The sequence below is a fragment of the Candidatus Polarisedimenticolia bacterium genome, from assembly GCA_035764505.1.
GTDB lineage: Bacteria > Acidobacteriota > Polarisedimenticolia > Gp22-AA2 > AA152 > AA152.
Genome location: DASTZC010000174.1, coordinates 1 through 17331, shown reverse-complemented (window position 1 = coordinate 17331; position 17331 = coordinate 1). Strand labels below are relative to the sequence as shown.

Annotated in this window: 15 protein-coding genes; 10 read left to right on the top strand and 5 right to left on the bottom strand. The window is 65.0% G+C overall.

The genetic code is table 11. From position 1 onward, the window contains the following. Positions 1-29 precede the first annotated feature (29 nt). The gene (locus VFW45_11510) at positions 30-284 is read left to right on the top strand and encodes a hypothetical protein (GenBank protein HEU5181412.1); all 255 of its coding nucleotides are present in this window, start codon (positions 30-32) and stop codon (positions 282-284) included. Positions 285-601: 317 nt separating this feature from the next. Next, positions 602-4327, top strand: coding sequence for a TonB-dependent receptor (locus VFW45_11505; GenBank protein HEU5181411.1), 3726 nt, complete (start codon positions 602-604; stop codon positions 4325-4327). A 15-nt stretch (positions 4328-4342) separates the two neighbouring features. Here VFW45_11505 and VFW45_11500 read toward each other — a convergent pair whose 3' ends face one another. Continuing rightward, complete coding sequence (locus VFW45_11500; GenBank protein HEU5181410.1) at positions 4343-5227, bottom strand: hypothetical protein; 885 nt, start codon at positions 5225-5227, stop codon at positions 4343-4345. A gap of 478 nt (positions 5228-5705) precedes the next feature. Between VFW45_11500 and VFW45_11495 the strand changes: the two genes are divergently transcribed. The 6 genes from VFW45_11495 to VFW45_11470 all read left to right on the top strand — a co-directional run bounded on the left by VFW45_11495 (position 5706) and on the right by VFW45_11470 (position 11304). Continuing rightward, a complete protein-coding gene (locus VFW45_11495) occupies positions 5706-6626 on the top strand; it encodes a DUF3179 domain-containing (seleno)protein (GenBank protein HEU5181409.1) in 921 nt (306 codons plus the stop codon). Continuing rightward, positions 6623-7462, top strand: coding sequence for an FkbM family methyltransferase (locus tag VFW45_11490; protein HEU5181408.1), 840 nt, complete (start codon positions 6623-6625; stop codon positions 7460-7462). Before VFW45_11495 ends, VFW45_11490 begins: the two co-directional genes overlap by 4 nt. Positions 7463-7505: 43 nt before the next feature. Next, the gene (locus tag VFW45_11485; GenBank protein HEU5181407.1) at positions 7506-8417 is read left to right on the top strand and encodes an ATP-binding cassette domain-containing protein; all 912 of its coding nucleotides are present in this window, start codon (positions 7506-7508) and stop codon (positions 8415-8417) included. After that, positions 8410-9753 carry an ABC transporter permease gene (locus tag VFW45_11480; protein HEU5181406.1) on the top strand — a complete coding sequence of 448 codons (1344 nt, stop codon included), beginning with the start codon at positions 8410-8412 and terminating at the stop codon, positions 9751-9753. The genes VFW45_11485 and VFW45_11480 overlap by 8 nt, the downstream gene beginning before the upstream one ends. A gap of 64 nt (positions 9754-9817) precedes the next feature. Continuing rightward, complete coding sequence (locus VFW45_11475; protein ID HEU5181405.1) at positions 9818-10456, top strand: DUF1579 domain-containing protein; 639 nt, start codon at positions 9818-9820, stop codon at positions 10454-10456. Positions 10457-10644: 188 nt separating this feature from the next. Continuing rightward, positions 10645-11304: an HAD-IA family hydrolase gene (locus tag VFW45_11470; protein HEU5181404.1), complete on the top strand. Its 660-nt coding sequence runs from the start codon at positions 10645-10647 to the stop codon at positions 11302-11304. A 654-nt stretch (positions 11305-11958) separates the two neighbouring features. Here the strand turns inward: VFW45_11470 and VFW45_11465 are convergent. Next, complete coding sequence (locus VFW45_11465) at positions 11959-13473, bottom strand: hypothetical protein (GenBank protein HEU5181403.1); 1515 nt, start codon at positions 13471-13473, stop codon at positions 11959-11961. A gap of 67 nt (positions 13474-13540) precedes the next feature. Between VFW45_11465 and VFW45_11460 the strand changes: the two genes are divergently transcribed. Then, a complete protein-coding gene (locus VFW45_11460) occupies positions 13541-14827 on the top strand; it encodes an NAD(P)/FAD-dependent oxidoreductase (GenBank protein ID HEU5181402.1) in 1287 nt (428 codons plus the stop codon). Further along, positions 14811-15479: a hypothetical protein gene (locus VFW45_11455; GenBank protein ID HEU5181401.1), complete on the top strand. Its 669-nt coding sequence runs from the start codon at positions 14811-14813 to the stop codon at positions 15477-15479. The genes VFW45_11460 and VFW45_11455 overlap by 17 nt, the downstream gene beginning before the upstream one ends. Before the next feature lie 12 nt (positions 15480-15491). Here VFW45_11455 and VFW45_11450 read toward each other — a convergent pair whose 3' ends face one another. The 3 genes from VFW45_11450 to VFW45_11440 form a co-directional block, all read right to left on the bottom strand. Then, positions 15492-16427, bottom strand: coding sequence for a metal-dependent hydrolase (locus VFW45_11450; GenBank protein ID HEU5181400.1), 936 nt, complete (start codon positions 16425-16427; stop codon positions 15492-15494). A gap of 74 nt (positions 16428-16501) precedes the next feature. Further along, positions 16502-16864, bottom strand: coding sequence for a hypothetical protein (locus tag VFW45_11445; GenBank protein ID HEU5181399.1), 363 nt, complete (start codon positions 16862-16864; stop codon positions 16502-16504). Positions 16865-16893: 29 nt separating this feature from the next. Continuing rightward, positions 16894-17331, bottom strand: a 438-nt coding sequence (locus VFW45_11440) for a hypothetical protein (GenBank protein HEU5181398.1), incomplete at its 5' end; no start/stop codon positions are given.

Sequence of the window (17331 nt, the reverse complement as noted above, 5' to 3'; positions counted from 1 at the left end):
GAGGGATTGCCATGAATTCCAGCCAGGCGATGCACGGCACCTGCGAAGTGTGCGGGAACGACTATGACAAGTGCTTCGAGATCCACAAGGGAGCCGAGCGGCACGTCTTCGACAGCTTCGAATGCGCCATCCACGCGCTCGCCCCGACCTGCGCCCATTGCGGCTGCCGCATCGTGGGCCACGGCATGGAGACGGCGAACGCCTTCTTCTGCTGCGCCCACTGCGCCGGCCAGCACGGCGTCCGTAACCTGGAGGACCGTGTCGGCACCGATCGGCGCGGCTGAGAGCGGGCGCGGCACCGGCGCTGGTCGTCTTTCGTACGCTTTTCTCCGGATCCGCTCCCGCATGCCGCGCCGGTTGCTGCGCTCGCTCCGCACCGAGACAATTCCCTGAATTGACATTCTCCCGAACGGGAGTAGCTTGTCGAAGACTTCCGGGGGGAAGTCCTCCATCGTCGTCATCCCGCGGCCGCGGCCGCAGCCGTGGGACGGCTCCCATCCAACACCGAGTCCAGATCGAACGACCGGGGTGATCCGCCGGGGGGCGGACCTCTCCTGTCCCTCCCATCCGCTCCGCCCTTCGGGGCCATGAGGAGGTTCCGATGCCTGGAGCCCGCGCGCGCCGTTCGTGCATTCTGCTGGCCATCCTGCTGTTCGTCTCTCCCGCCGTGCTTCACGCTCAATCCACGTTAGGCACCCTCGTCGGCACCGTGGTCGACAAGAACGGGGAGGTCCTGCCCGGAGTGACGATTACCCTGGAAAATCCGCAGCTCGGCTTCAAGCAAGTCGGCTTCGTCACCGGCGCCCAGGGAGAATTCCGCATTTCTGGAATCCCCGCCGGCAAGGGGTATCTGCTGGGCGTCCGGATGCCCGGTTCTCAGGTCCTCCAGTTCACCCTCGAGATCCCGGCTGGAAAGACCATCCGCCAGAACGTCACGCTGCTTCAGGCCATCACCGAGATCGTCAAGGTCATCGACACGACGCCGGCCGTCGAGATTGACAAGCCCGCGACCGTGACGAAGCTGAGCGCGGAATTCATCGACAACCTGCCCTTGTTGGGCACCGACTACCAGGACATCCTGACGGCGGCCCCCGGGGTCCAGGACAGCAACGGGACCGGCAACCCGAACATCAACGGGGGACGGGACACCGACGTCATGACCCTGGTGGACGGAGCCAGCACCACCGATCCGTTCGACGGCCACTTCGGCCAGAACCTCAACGCCGAGTCGATCGGGGAGATCGAGATCATCAGCGCCGGGGCCGGAGCCCAGTTCAGCCGCGCGCAGGCGGGATTCATCAGCATCGTGACGAAATCGGGAGGCAACGAGTTCCGCGGCACCTTCACTTTCACGATGCGCTCCTACCTCCTGGACGGCGACGGCGCCGGCATCGACCCGGCCGAGATCCGCGGCGGCCTCGGACAGACCGACTCGTTGAGCGACACCAAGTTCACCAATCTCTATCCCTTCCTGTCGGTGTCGGGGCCCATCGTGCACGACCGCGCCTGGTACTACTTCGCCCCGGAGTTCATCCAGGAGGAGACGCCGATCAACGCCGGCACGCAGGCCTACGTCCAGCGCCTCACCGATACGCGTGTCACCGCCAAGCTGACCTGGCAGGTCACCGCGACCAACAAGCTCTCGCTGACGGGCCTGTACGACGGCCAGGACGTCAACCACCAGGGGGTCGCCTCGAACGTCGCGCTGGAATCGGGGTTCTCCTTCCAGCGCGGCGGCCCGACCCTCACGCTGCAGGACTCGGCGGTCTTCTCACCCACGGTCTCGCTGGAAACGACGCTGGCGCGCTTCGATCAGACTTTCCGCCAGATCCCCACCATCGATCCCGACACCAACGGCAACGGCATCCTCACGGTGGACGACCGTCCCGATCTCGGCGGGAACCAGAACGGCTTCGTGAATCTCAAGGAAGGGGATCCCGGGTCCGACTGGGACGACGACGGGAGATGGGATGTCTTCGAGGACGCCAACCACAACGGCACGCTGGACGGCTGCACCGTGGATGAGATCACCGGGGCCAGGACCTGCGCCGAGGACCGCGACCGGGACGGCCGGCTGACCGGCGTCTTCGGCTGCGAGGGGCAGAACCGCGAAGACTTCAACTGCAACGGCAAGCTCGACTTCGAGGCCGATCTCGACGAGGACGGCATCCTCGATCCCGAGGAAGATATCGGCATTCAGTGCAGCAATCCCGCGCTGTGCCACGACGGCATGATGCCCGATTCGTCCGGGAGGTCCACCGCCGGCAACGGCCGGTTCGACACGGAAGACCACAACGCCAACCACATTCTCGACGACACTCCTTTTCCCAATTGGATGGACGCCAACGGGAACGGCATCCCCGAGCGGGGCGAGTTCACCGCGCCGGCATCCGGGGACGGGCGCTACACCATCAATACCAACACCAACCGCACCAGCGGGCCGTATTTCCGCACCTATTCCGATTCGCGCACGCGGGACAGCTGGAAGGAAGACCTGTCTTACTTCCTGAGCGATCTCGGAGGGACGCACGAGCTGCGGGCCGGCTTCGCGGTGGAGCGGGAAGGCTATGACGCCGAGTTCAGCGCGCGGCCGATCTGGCAGGTCCGGCTGGGCGCCCTCAACCCGACCACGGGCCAGATCGGCGGGACCATCAATGCCTTCCTCCCCACCCGGCAGGAGGCCGCCAACTCGGCCAGCAGCGAGAACTTCGGGATCTATCTCAACGACACTTTCAAGCCTCTTTCCAATCTCACCCTGAACGTGGGTATCCGCTTCGACCGTGAAGCGGTCTCCTCGCACGGCTATGAGTTCTTCGATCCGGCCGGCCAGAGGCGGGAGTTCGACACGCTCGCGAATCTCACCGGAATCGAGAGCAGCGGGGACCTCAACGCCGACGGCATGCTGACCCGCAGCCTCGATGCCGACCCACTGTACGGCTCGATCGTGACCACGCCGGCCGACCCGCTGCGCGTCCCGGTCCTCAACTCCCATCTGAGCGTCGCGGCGGCCGGCCGATTGACGCGCCACAACTTCGTGAGCGACATCCTGAGCACGCAGCTCGGTGGCCAGGGGATCGCCGACCCTGGGCTGCTGCGCGCCGGCCGGCCCCGTCAGCCGGAGGATCTCACTCTAACGAACAACAACCTGTCCCCGCGCCTGAGCCTGTCCTGGGACCCTGCCGCCGACGGCAAGAGCAAAGCCACCGTCAGCTGGGGACGCTTCTACGACCGGCTCTTCCTGCAGACGGTCATCGGAGAGGAAGGACCCGATTTCCTCACTCCTTACTACGGCTACGACTCCGACGGCATCAACCCGTTCGGCTTTCCCGACAACCAGGTGGGCCGCGTCATCTCGCAGGCGCCCCCCTCGGCGAACCAGGTGGACCGTGGACTGCGCACCCCCTACAGCGACGAGCTGACCCTCGGTTACGAGCGCGAGATTGCCCCGGAGGTGACGGTGTCGTTCACTTACATCCGGCGCAAGTTCCGCGACCAGCTGCAAGACGTCGACGTGAACCACTCCACGCGCCGGCCGTCGGAGTTCTTCGCCTGCGGCAACCTGACCCCTTCAGGATACTGCGACGAGTTCGGGCTCAACCTGGTCCGACCACCCCAGGGCAACGGCGGGGAGGCGGGCAACGGACCGGACGAGCGGGTGCCCGACGGGCATCCCGATCTCTACATCAACAACTACAATTTCAACCAGATCTTCCGGCTTGGGAACCTCAACACCCAGGACTACACCGGCTACCAGCTGCATCTCGTCCGCCGGCTCAGCCGCAAGTGGCAGATGGACGCCAGCTACGTCTATTCGCGGGCCACGGGCCAGGCCGAAGGCTTCAACGCGGAGAGCGGGGACGATCCGGCGCTGACGGAGCTGCGCAACGGATACTTGAACTTCGATCAGACCCATGTGGCGAAGTTCTTCGCCACCGCCTTCCTGCCCGGGGACTGGCGGCTGGGCGGCGGGGTGACCTGGTCCTCGGGACTCCCCTACTCCCAGGTGAACCGGTTCACTTCCGCGGACAACGTCGATTTCCCGCAGACGCGCCGGGTTTACGGAGCGCACCAGGTCAACTCGGGACTGTTCTTCGAGGAGGACCGCAACGCCCACCGGAACCCGGCGGCCTACACGATCGACGTGCGCACCGAGAAGCAGCTGGTCCTGGGCAAGATGTCGGCCGGCGCCTTCTTCGAGATCTTCAACCTGCTGAACACCGACGACCTGCGCGTCTTCGAGATCGACGATCAGTCCGTCAGCCTGCAGTCGGTCGAGCAGCGGCAATTCGGCAGGCGCTTCCAGTTCGGCATGCGTATGAACTTCTGATGAGTGTCTGGCGGCTTACTCGAGGCCTTGCTGCTTCCAGCGCTCCAGGAGATTCCGGTCGCGGCGGCGGCGGGCCAGGCGGCCGAGCAGGACCATCGCCGTGATCAAGAGCCAGAGCGCACCCGTGCTGGTCAGCGCCGGGATCCAGCGGTAGGCGAAATTCACCTGGCGGAGCCAGGCGGATTCCTGCTGCTGCAGCGAGCGGCCGAGGGCCCGGCGGAACGCCTCCGGAAACGGAGTCCCGGCTTGCATCTCCGCCACGATGCGGCGGAGCGCTCCGGGGCCCAGCTCGCTCTCCAGCGACCCGACGAAGTGGAAGGATTCGGCATAGGCCGCACGGGCGGCGCTCGCGTCATCTGGAAATGAGTGGGTTAGAGAGTGGAGCGGCGCCGGATGGCCGATGATCACCAAAGAGCCGAGCGCGAAGGCGTCGCTCAGGCTCCAGCGGCGCGATTCCCATACCGCCACCCCCTCCTGGAACCAGCGTGGGATCGTGCCGGCCGCCGGCAGGGTATTGAGCAGGACGTGGGTCATCTCGTGGCCGAACAGCGACAGGAGATCGCCGAAGGGGTAGGTGCGGATCAAATCGCCCCGCAAGACGATCTCGCGCGAGCCGCCGCGCACGTAGCCCACGGCCCAGTGCGGCGCTTCGGAGCCCGGGTCCCCGGGCGGCAGGATGCGCACCACGATCTCACCCGGCAGCGGCAGCCCCAGATCCTTTTCAATATCGGAGAGCACCGGCGGGATGCCGCGCGCCAGCGACGCGGCTTCGGCGCCGTTCCCTTGACGGTAGAGAATTCGGATCGGACCGCGACGCGTCTCGAGCCATTCCTGCGCCTGGGCCGGGGCGAAGGCGAAAGCCAGGCCCGCCAGGATCGCGACCGCAATCGATCGCCGCACCTTCGTCTCCACCGAATCCTGCCGATTGCCGTTATAGAATAAGCCCCGCCCGCGCGGCCTCCGCGCGGCGCCGGGATTGTCCCGGGCCCGGGCCATGAGCATTCTCCGCGATCGGAGAGTGGATTTCCTGCCAACCCCGGCCACATTGGACCCTTTCGCTGGATAGGAAAATCTGGTGACACGTCGCCTTGGGCTGCCCGCGCTGTTCCTCCCGGCCGTGCTGGCCGCGATCCTGGTGATCGTCCCCGCCTGGCTGATCCAGCCCTTCCGGCGGCAAAGCCCGCGCGATCTCGAGATCTCCTACCTGCTGCGCTCCTGGTCCCCTTGGCTGACCCTGCTGCTCGCGGCCCTGGCGCTGGGCGGCGCGGCCGCCCTCTGGAACCGCAAGCGCGGAATCTTTCGCCGGGGACTCATCGTCCTGGCCGTGATCGTGCCGGTGCTCGGCGCCTGGGCGGCGCGCCAGAATCATTTCGAGGCGATGTTCCACCCGCTGGCGCGGCCCGGATTCGTCCCCGCCGAACAGGCCCGGTTCCTCGACGGGGCCGACCGCGTTCTGGGCGTGGCGCTCAACGGCGAGGCGGCGGCCTATCCGGTACGCCAGATGGCCTACCATCACCTGGTGCACGATCGGGTCGGCGGCGTCGACCTGGTCGTGACCTATTGAACGCTCTGCCACACCGGTCTGGTGTGGGAGAGCAAACTGGACGGGAAGCCGCTGCATTTCCATCTCTCCGGGATCAACAACCAGAACTTCCTGATGAAGGACGAGCGCACCGGCTCCTGGTGGCAGCAGGTCTCGGGCAAGGCGATCCAGGGACCGATGAAAGGGACACAGCTCGCCGGCGTCCTGCACGATGAAGTCACCTTCGCCGCCTGGAAGCGCGAGCATCCGGAAACACGTGTCCTGGCTCCCAATCCCGAATTCGCGCCACACTACGAGCCCGCCAACTGGGAGGAGGAGGTCGCCCGCTTCCCGGTGGTCACGCCCCATTCCCCTTCGGAGCCGCTGCAGAGCCGCGATCTGATCTATGGGGTGGTGGGACCCGACGGCTCCTCCCGCGCCTATCCCTTCGCGCTGTTTGCGGACCGGGTGCCGTTGAACGATGATTTCGGCGGCCGGTCGATCCTGATCGTGCCCTTCGAAGGAGCGAAGTCGATCCGCCTCTTCGACCGCGAGGTGGAGGGGAAAGTCCTGGAGTTCTTCGCAGGCACCGGGGAGGAGGAAGGCAAGCTGGTGGATTCCGCCACCGGCACGATCTGGGACGAGACGGGCCGCGGGATTTCCGGCCCCCTGGCCGGCAAGCTCCTGACGCGCCGAACGGGACTGGTCGACTACTGGTTCGACTGGCACACCTATCATCCCGACACCGACGTCTATCGGGCAGGCCTCAACCGTTGAGACTCACGCTGAAAGGACATCTCGGACACTGGGCCCGCCTGGCGAAGGAGCCGGCCTTCCTGCGCCACCGCCTCGAGATCCGGCGGCTGGAGCGGCTCCCCCGCTACACCCCCACCGTTACGAGCCTCCTGGGAAAACCCTTCGAGATCGTCGACGCCCTCACCTTCCTCGAGATGTACGGCTCGATCTGGGAGCAGCAGATCTACCGCTTTCCGGCGGAGCGTCCCGACCCGCTGGTCCTGGACGGCGGCGCCAACGTGGGACTGAGCGTTGTCTTCTTCAAGCAGGCCTACCCGCTCGCCCGCGTCGTGGCCTTCGAGCCCGACCCGGCGATCTTCGCCGTGCTGGAGCGCAACGTCCGCCGCTGGGGCTTGAGCAACGTGGAGCTGGTCCCCAAAGCGCTCTGGATCGAGGCCGCGACGCTCCCCTTCTATGCCGAAGGCAGCGACGCCGGCCGGATCGCGCGGCCGGGCGACCCCGCCGGCAATCCGGTCTCCACCGTGCGGCTGAGCGATTACCTGGATCGCCGCGTCGACTTTCTCAAGCTCGACATCGAGCAGGGGGAAACGCGCCTCCTGGAGGATTGCGTGGGGAGGCTGGGAAACGTGGATCGTCTGTTCGTCGAGCACCATGGGGCCGCCTCGGACCCCCAGGAGCTACCACGTTTGCTTGCTTTGCTCTCGGGGGCCGGCTTCCGCTGGGCGCTGCACGCCGGCAATGATTCGCCGCAACCCTTCCAGGGCCGCAAGATCAACATGGGTAATGACGTGCAGGTGGAGGTGTTCGCCTTCCGTGAAACCCCGCGCTTGAAAATCCGTACTGACATTCCGGTATAATCCCGCTCCTCGTTTCCAGGAACAGCCCCGATTAGGAAGAGCCATGGACGTTGCGGTCTCCCTCCAGAACCTCGTCAAGACCTTCGGGACCCACCGGGCGGTCGACGGCGTCAGCCTGGACATCCCGAAGGGGATCATCTTCGGGCTGATCGGCCCCAACGGGGCCGGCAAGACCACCACCATCCGTATGATCCTCGACATTTTGAGGCCCGATTCCGGGGAGGTCCGGATCATGGGCCAGCCGGCCGGCGACAAGGCGAACGATCGCATCGGCTACCTCCCCGAGGAGCGCGGGCTCTATCGCAAGACGAAGGTCCTCGACATGCTGGAATACCTGGGCGCGCTGCGCGGCGGCTCCCCTTCCGAGGCGCGCCAGGAAGCCTCCGGCTGGCTCGACCGGATGCAGCTCGCCGACTGGAAGACGCACAAGGTGGAGGACCTCTCCAAGGGGATGCAGCAGAAGATCCAGCTCATTGGGGCGATCCTGCGCAAGCCGGAGCTGCTCATCCTGGACGAGCCCTTCTCCGGCCTCGACCCGGTCAATCAGGACATGTTCAAGGATCTGATGCTGGATCTGAACCGCGGCGGGGCGACGATCATCTTCTCCACCCACCAGATGGAGACCGCCGAGAAGCTTTGCAAGGAGATTGCCCTGATCAACCGTGGCCGGCTCGTCCTGCAGGGTCCGCTGGGGCAGGTGAAGGCGCGCTTCGGCAAGAACTCGGTCCTGGTCGAGTTCGACGGCGACGGGACTTTCCTGACGGGGCTGCCGGGCGTCGCCCGCGTCGACGACTACGGCCGCTACCAGGAGATTCGCCTGACCGACGGCGCCGATCCGCAGTCGCTCCTGCGCGCCGCCGTCGGGCGCGTCACGCTGCGCCGCTTCGAGATCGTCGAGCCGACCCTGCACAACATCTTCCTCGAGCAGGTGGGAGGCAGGACCGCCGATGCATAAGCTGCTCATGGTGATCCGCCGCGAGTACCTGGAACGCATCCGCACCCGCTCGTTCTGGCTGGGGACCTTGCTGTTCCCGCTGCTCATGCTGGGGCTGGTGGTCCTGCAGATCGTCTTGGCGGACGTGGAAACCGCCAAAGAGCTCAAGGTGGGCTTCGCGGATGCTACCGGCAAGCTGGGTCCGGAGCTGCAAGCCGCTCTCACCAGGGAAGAGGCTGAAGCCGCCGGACCGCAGACGAAGCGGCAGGGCAAGGGCGATGAAGCCGGCAACGAAAAAACGGGCCGGGAGGAAAAGCCGACCATCCTGCTGGAGATACTGCCGTTAGAGGGAGACCTCGAGCAGACGCGCAAGCGGGCCGAGCCCCGGGTGCTGTCCGGCAATCTTTTTGGCGTCCTGACGGCCGGCACCGACCTCGATTCCGACTCGAACTTCCGCTTCTACACGCGCAGCGTGGGGAACATCGACGCCCTGAGGACCCTGCGCAGCGCGCTGCGGCAGGCGGTCGTGGCGTTCCGGCTGGAACAGAGCAACGTGAGCCTGTCCCCGGATCTGCGCCTGAAGATTCTGAAGCCGGTCGAGATCGACAGTTTCGAGATCAAGGCCCAGGGGGAGGCGAAGAAGCGCGGCTTCATGGAAGCCTACATGGGCACCTTCGCCTTCGTGCTGATCCTCTATATGTCGCTTCTGCTGTACGGCATCGCGGTGATGCGCGGGATCCTGGAGGAGAAATCGAACCGGGTGATGGAGGTCCTGCTGGGCTCCGTGTCGACCGACCAGCTGATGACCGGCAAGATCGTGGGGATCGGCCTGGTGGGCCTCACGCAGCTGGCCATCTATGTCGCCACGGCCACTTTCCTGCGCGTGTACGTGGGCCTCGCTTCCCTGCAGACCGGCTGGACCGGAGCGCTGGATGCCGTCTCGCCGGCCAACCTGGGCTATTTCTGCGTCTTCTTCCTGCTCGGCTATTTTCTCTACACCTCGATGTTCGCCGCCGTGGGGGCGGTTTGCAACTCGGAGCAGGAGGCCCAGAATCTCCAGAGCCCGCTGGTCATGTGCCTGGTCGTGCCGATGGTGATGACCTTCTTCTTCGTGCAGAATCCCGACTCGCCGGCGGCGGTCGTTGCCTCGCTGATTCCGATCTTCGCACCGATGGTCATGTTCATGCGGATCACGATCCTGACGCCTCCCTTGTGGCAGATTGCCCTGTCGATTCTGATCCTCCTGGTCACGATCTACTTCTTCTTCCGCGGCGTGGCGCGGGTGTTCCGCATCGGCGTCCTGATGTACGGCAAGCGTCCCACGGTTCCAGAGATTCTCCGCTGGGCGCGAGGCTGAGCCGCCGCGCGGTATTCGCCGAGACACGACCCCCTTACTCCCCTTACTCTGGAGGTGCCCGAAGATGAGATGGACCCGTGAAGGTGGACGGCGGATGATCTTCGCCGGGATGCTGGCGGCGGCCATGGTTCTTTCCGCGATGGCGCTGGCGGCGGAAAAGCCGGCCAGCACCAAGTCTGCGGCCCCCGCCGTGCCGCCCGAGATGCAGCAGATGATGGACATGATGGAGAAGATGGGCGCCCCGGGCCCGCAGCATGCGGAGCTGATGAAGCAGGCCGGCCAGTGGAAGACCGTCTCAAAGATGTGGATGGGCCCCGGTGATCCGATGATGAGCGAGGGGACTACCGTCAGCAAGCCGACCCTGGGCGGCCGGTTCCTGATGGACCAGTTCAAGGGTACCTTCATGAACAAGCCCTTCGAAGGGATGGGCTTCACCGGTTATGACAACCAGCACAAGGAATACGTCGGCGTCTGGTTCGACACCATGGGCACGGGAGCGATAGTTTCACATGGCTCGATGGACGCGTCGGGCAAGGTGCTGACGATGACCGCCGACATGGAGGATCCCACCACCGGAACGAAGGCCCCGGTGAAAATGGTGACCACCTTCGTGGACGCCAACTCGCACCGCTTCGAGATGTTCGAGAACCACGACGGGCAGGAAGTAAAGACGATGGAGATTACCTACACCCGGATGAAATAGCTCCGGAGGCTGACCTCGCAGGCGGGCAGGCCGGCCAACGGCCTGCCCGTTTGCTTTGAAGGCGGCCCTTCACGCGCGGCCGCCCTTTTGCCGTCGAGTGTAACAGTGCACTTGTCAGATCTGCTTCTCCGATCAAGCGGCGGCCCTTCACGCGCGGCCGCCCTTTGCCGCCGCGTGCAAGGGTGCCCATGATCAAACCATTCGATGTCGTAACCTTCGATTGCTACGGCACGCTGATCGATTGGGAGGCCGGGATTACCGGCGCCTTCGCTTCTGTCGGCTGCGCGGCTCCCGCCGGAGCGCTGCTGGAGGAATACGGCCGCGTCGAGGCCGCCATCGAGTCGCAGGGATACCTACCCTATCGCCAGGTTTTGAAGGAAGCTTCACACCGGGTGCTGGAAACGCTCGGAGAAAAGCCTCCGGCCGGGCGCGAGGACTTCCTGCCGGAGAGCCTTCCCGGCTGGAAGCCCTTCGACGACACGAATGCCGCTCTGCTCCGTCTCTCGAAGGCCGGGTACCGCCTCGGGATCCTGTCGAACGTCGACGACGATCTCCTCGCCGCCACCTGCCGCCATTTCTCGGTCCGCTTCGATATCATCATCACCGCACAGCAGCTCAGCTCCTACAAGCCGGCCCCTCCCCATTTCCTCGCGGCAGGCGAGCGTCTTCAGGGACAGCGGTGGCTGCACGCGGCGCAGAGCTATTTTCACGATGTAACTCCCTGCCGGTCTTTGAGAATACCTGTCGCCTGGATCAATCGTCGCCGCCAAAGCTTGCCGCCGGGCGGCGTCTCTCCCGACCTCCTTTTCCCCGATCTCACCGCCCTCGCCGAACATCTCGCCACTTGAGCCCGGGCAGGCGCACCCTTGGACGCGACGGCACAAAGCGACCGCGCGTCAAAGGCCGTGATTTGAATTGTGACGGCGGGAGAGAGGGGTGTCTCTCGCGCGATTTCGAAGTAAATGCGCTGGTGTTCGTCTGTTTATTCTCTTGGAAGCATTTCGACCTTCCAAGGACGGCTTCCAGACTGTTCCTTCTCGACCTCTGGGAACCTCCTGTTGTGAAACAGAAGATCCGAGAAGTGCAGAGAACTCCTGGCAATCGACTCAGCCCCAGTAATGTTCAAAAAGACCACATGTGGTGCCAAGCTTCAAAATGCGAAGTCCATCGCTCGTTACGAACGATGGACTCCTGCTGAGACCACAAGAGGATTCTTCATTCGGATCAGGGCTGCTCAGTACGCAGGCAGGTCAACACACTTGTCTCGCTTGAACAGATTCAGTTAGAGGCTTCCCCATGGCTAGAGGTGAGAGATTGGGAGTTGACCAGCGGCTGAGATGAAATACCGCTAGAGCAATAAACGTACGAACACTAGCGCACGAACTTCGAATTCGCGCGAGAGTACATCCCTCTCCCCCGCCGTCACCGTTCAAATGCCGGCCGTTCAGGCGCGGCCGCTTTCCAGCCGCCGCCTATAAGAGTGTCCCCTGCCCGGGCTTGGATCAGGGGAGTTTCTTGAGGGCGAAAACCGCGGGGGATGGCAGACGCAACAGCTCAACGTCGACGATCGTGGTGCGGTTGCCGCAGATCCAAGCGTCCAGCTCCTGACTCAAAAACTCGAACCTCAAGGGAAGGTAGAGAATCTCCCGTGTCTGAGGGTCGACCGCCGAGATCTCGAGGAAGCAGCCTTCAACCTCCGGGACCCGGGAGATCCACTCGTCCGCCTCTTTCGAGTAGGCATCGGTGCGCAGGTAGAAGTTCATGATGTTGGGGGAAGCGCAATTGACGTGCTTGTCCTCTATCAGGTCCTTGAAGGCGCGGGAAGGATCCCTGCGGCCCTTGACAGAGTCGAAGTAGATGTCGAAGCCGGTCACGGGATGGCCGTCCTGGTCGCGCACCCGGAAGATCACCTGGGCATGGCGGTCGTACTGGCCTTTGGGATTGTCCAGCCACTTGAGCCACCAGGAGGGCGGCTTCTCTTGCCGCACACGGCGGTAGGTCTCCTCGGTTTCCCGGCGGAACGCCTCGACCCGATCCTGCAGTCCGGCTTTCCTCGCACGCTTTCCCTTCTCGCTGCTCCGCCCGCCCTGGGTTGTCAGCCCCAGCTTCAGGAGACGGAGGACCTGCTCACGCGGCTCTTCTCCCGTCACGATCCCCATCTTCTCCCCTGAATGGGCGCAGGCGTACGGAATGGCGAGCGGCACCTCCGCCCGCCCGCCAACCCCGGGGCGCGAGGCGGAGGTGATTTCGTAATACCCCTGGCGGCTGCCGCGCCTCTCCAGGTGCAGGTCCGCCTGCGAAGCGGCCTTCGTCCAGCTGAGCTGCAGGGCGTCTTCGGTCGGCGCCAACTTCAAGTACTGGTAGTTCAGGTTGGCGGAGGCGACCCGGATGACGCCGTCGGAGCCGTCCTCCTTGGCATAGCGGATTGGAAAGGAGAACCAATCGACGTCGGCCTGCGAGCCCACCACGACATGCTCGCGCACTCCGAGCTTCTCGAGCATGCCGTTGCCCGCCTCCAGGAAGTGGAGGTGCAGGTCGAGGCTCCATTCGGAGCCCAGCTCGAGTGCCTGCAGGACCTGCATGCCGCGCTCGGCGCCTCCCTGAAAGACACGCCGCGCCCACTTCGCCAGCTGCCCCTCCCCGAGGTGGGCCCAGCCGCTGCCGAAATTGGCTCCGGCCAGATGGACGAAGTTCTGCAGCGGCGCCGGCCGCGGCGAGAAACGACGCAGCCAGTTGCGCAGGACCAGGGAGCCGGTGCTGTGGGTCACGGCATGGAAGCCGCGCTTCATCAGGTGGGGATAATCCTCGCGCAGCGCCCGATCCAGCGCGCGCGAGATGTCGTCCAGACGCACGCCGTCCTCCAGCGTCAGGTAGCGGCCCAGGTCGATCTCCACCACGCTGCCGGGGAAGGCCCGGCGCAGCGCCTGCGGCAGGGTCCCGTAGATCGCGGCAATCGACGACATGCTCGTATCGCGGCTCTCGGCGCTGTAGCCATGGATCAGAACGATCGGCAGCATCCTGTCGCGCCTCCGGGGAAGGTCTGATACGCTCCCGCGGGAACTTTATCCGAATACGGTGACGCGCGTGACGCGAATCGTGATCCTGGGTGGCGGCTTTGCCGGGGCTTACTGCGCCCAGGCGTTGCAGCGTGGCCTGGATGGCATCCAGGCCGACGTCCTGCTGATCGACCGCAACAACTACTTCGTCTTCTATCCCCTTCTTATCGAGGCCGGGACCGGCAGCCTCGAGCCGCGCCACGCGGTCGTACCGCTGAGGTCCTTCCTGCGAAAGGTCCGCTTCCGGATGGCCGAGACCACCTCCGTCGACCTCGCCCGCCGGATCGTCACGGCGCGCGTCCCGGGCGAGCCTTCTTCCTCCGAGATCCCCTACGACCACCTGGTCCTGGCGCTCGGAAGCGTCACGCGCCTGCCCGATGTGCCAGGCCTGCGACAGTACGGCTTCGAGATGAAGAGCCTCCCCGACGCCGTGCTGATTCGCGACCGCGCCATCCAGATGCTGGAGCGCGCCGACGCCGCGCCGGACGAGGCCAGGCGGCGGGCGCTGCTGCGCTTCCTCGTGGTGGGGGCCAACTTCACCGGCGTGGAGGTGGCGGCGGAGCTGCAAGTCTTCCTGCAGCAGGCGCTGCGGCGCTACCCCAACGTCGCCGTCGCGGACATCGACGTGACGCTGGTGGAGATGGCCGACCGGATCCTGCCGGCGCTCGACGCCTCGCTGGCGAGCTACGCGGCCGAGAAGATGCGGCGCCGCGGCATCGGGATCCGGCTGAAGAGCTCGGTGGCGCGGATCGACCCCGAAGAAGCGACGCTCTCCGGCGGCGAGAAGCTCCCCTGCCTCACGGTGATCTGGTGCGCCGGCATCCGGCCGCACCCGCTCATCGCGGGCATGGGACTTCCCACGACACCCCAGGGATACCTGCAATGCGACGGATTCCTGCGGGTGCGGGAGCACGACAACATCTGGGCGGTGGGAGACGGCGCCTCCATTCCCAACCCCGATGGCGGCGTCTACCCGCCCACCGCGCAGCACGCGCTGCGCGAAGGGAAACATGTGGCGGCAAACCTGAAGCGGGTCCTTTCGGGTGGGACGCCGCGGCCTTTCCGCTATACGTCGAAGGGATCGCTGGTGCCGCTGGGGTGCCGATCGGCGGTCGCGGAGGTCTTCGGCTTCAAGATCTCGGGATTCCTCGCCTATTTCCTGTGGCGCACCTACTACTGGATGATGATGCCCGGCTGGTCGCGCAAGCTCCGTCTCGCCTTCGACTGGACCGCCGATCTCTTCTTCAAGCGCGACATCGTCCAGCTCGGAATCCACCGGCGGACCCGGGAAGAACAAGATGGCCATGTGGTCTGACTTGAAGCTCGCCTCCCTGGCGCTGCTCGCCTCGCTCGCCACCGGTCCGAGTATCTCCATCGAGACCCGGACGCTCGCTCCTGTCGCGCCCGAGGAAAAGGGGGTCCATCTGATTCTCAATCAGCGAACCGTCGCCGAAGGGAAGATCATTCTCATGAGTCGCACGATTCAGCCAGACGGCTCCGTCTTTTTCAGCCAGCGTGAATACAAGATGGATGGGACGCCGGTCTCATCGTGGCAGGAAGGGGCCTGGTCCAACCGTTGGAACCGCTTTGAGACGCGCTACGGCAGCAAAGGCGCCGAACAGCACATCAACGAGAAGATCAACAAGACGACCCTGCCGAATCGCACCTTCAGGGACCCCACCGTTCTCTGGTTCTGGCGCACCCGTCCCAAGGTGAACGAGAGCGTCGTCGTCACTTATCTGGCTCAGAACGTGATCGAGACCTCGCAGATTCGATACACCTATGAGGGCGACGAAGAGATGACGTTGGCCGGCCGCAAGGTCAAGGTGCATCGCGTTCGCGAAGATCCCGTTGGAACGCAGGGTGTTTACACGACATGGTGGTACGACGATCAAGGTATGGGCGTCAAGCGGTTCCACAAGACGACGCAGCACGAATACACGGACGATCTCGTGGCCTGGAAATAAGCTCGACAAGCTTCAACGAGCTTCCTCCACCCTGAGGTCCGGATAGACCTCGAAGTCGAAGACGAAGACCGGCTCCCGGTCCAGCAGGAGCGAGCCGAAGCGCAGGTCGCTGACCTGGATGTCGCTCGGGTTTCCGCGCGCCTCCACCTCCCACACCGGCGCCTTGAAGAAGCTCTCCACGCGACGTCCCGGCGGGCTGGCGCGTGCCGCTTCCACTTGAAGGTCCCCGAGCTGGGTGGTCAGCTCGCGGCGCGGCTCGATCCTGCCGGAGAGAGAGTGAATCAGGTAGAGTCGATAAGTGTTGCCCTGGCGCAGGACGCCGCGCCAGCGGTGCGGCCCCAGAGGCTCCGGGAAGACGTAGGAGAACTCGGGCGGCGGGTGGATCGATGCCGCCTCGCGGGCCAGGATACTCCCCGCGAGCCCCCGGCTCAGGCTGCAGAAGAGCAGGTAGACCGCCACCAACGCGAGCGACGCGCGCGCGGCCCCTTCCAGCTTCTCCCGCCGGCTCCGCGGCAGGCAGATCAGCAGTGGCAGGGCCAGCAACCCCGTCAGGATGAAATCCAGGATGAAGACGCTGGCCAGCTCCGGCCGCCAGTCGCTGAGCGGCCAGAGGAGCACGACGCCGAAAGAGTTGACCAGGTCCAGCAACAGATGCAGCCCGACCCCGGCCGCCACCAGCGCCAGGACCTCCCGGAAACCCAGCTTCGGCGCGAGCCTCCGCAGGAGCGGAACACCCAGCAGAATCCAGAACGGCAGCAGCAGGAGCGAGTGCCCGAAGGTGCGTCTCAGCAGAACCGCCCGCGGGTCTCCCGACAGCATGACCACGGCGTCCAGATCGGGAAGGTTCGCCGCGACCGCCAGGATTGGCACGGCGCGCGGGCCGAGACGCCTCCGATAGCAGGCGTGCGCGAGGACGACCCCGGACAGGGTGTGGGTGACGTTGTCCACCCGCGGATCCTAGCCGAAAGGCGGCCTCCCTGTGGAAGCACCGGTATTTCCACTGGCTTCCCTGCTGTCCGGGCTCAATTCCCCTTCGGGGCCCGCGGTCCGCTCGACCCGGAGGGCGAGCTGGTGGCGATGGGCAATACCGTCCGCCGCTTGCTTGTTTGCATCCCCTTGCCATTGGATTTGTAGCTGAGATCCTTCAACGTGGGGACTACGCATCGGCACATGGCGTGAACCCAGCCGTCCGGGCAGCGGACCATGTCCTTTGCGACAGCGAGACCCGCGAGATCGTCGAACGCGCGCTTGAGGATTCGCCGGATCCGCGGCAGGTTCGCGTCCGGCGAGGTGACATAGCGCATCAGCACCTCATTCTGCAGAGTCGTGCAGGTGATCTCGAGCTCGAGAATGTCGATCGGATCGTGTACGTGAGGAACGGCCATGGAACCTCCTTGCGTTGAAGTGGGACTCATTAAGGGGGCGGCTTGGGATAGCGAATCACGCGAAACTCCGAGTCCCTCTCCTGCCCGGAGTAGATCACCCGGCCGTCGGCCAGGAATTCGATGCCCGAGAAGCTGGCGCGCAGCGACTTGTTGTCGGTCAGCGGCGTTACCCGGCCGTCCGAAAGCCGGAATTCGTAGACATTGTCGGCGCCCGACTGCGCATCGATGCCGATCAGGATCATCCGCTCGCCCGTCGGGTCCAGGCGCGCCGTCCCGCCCCATGCCTGATCCATCATCCCCAGCTTCGAGGCATTTCCCAGCGTGTCGATGCGCAGCACCTCGAGACGCTCGCTCCAGTCGGGATTGATCGAGGCGTGCAGCGCCAGGAGTGCCTTCCCTTCGCCGATCCAGCCGCGCGAGATCACGTCTCCCTCGATGCCATGGTCCAGATGCAGCAGGGTCCTGGA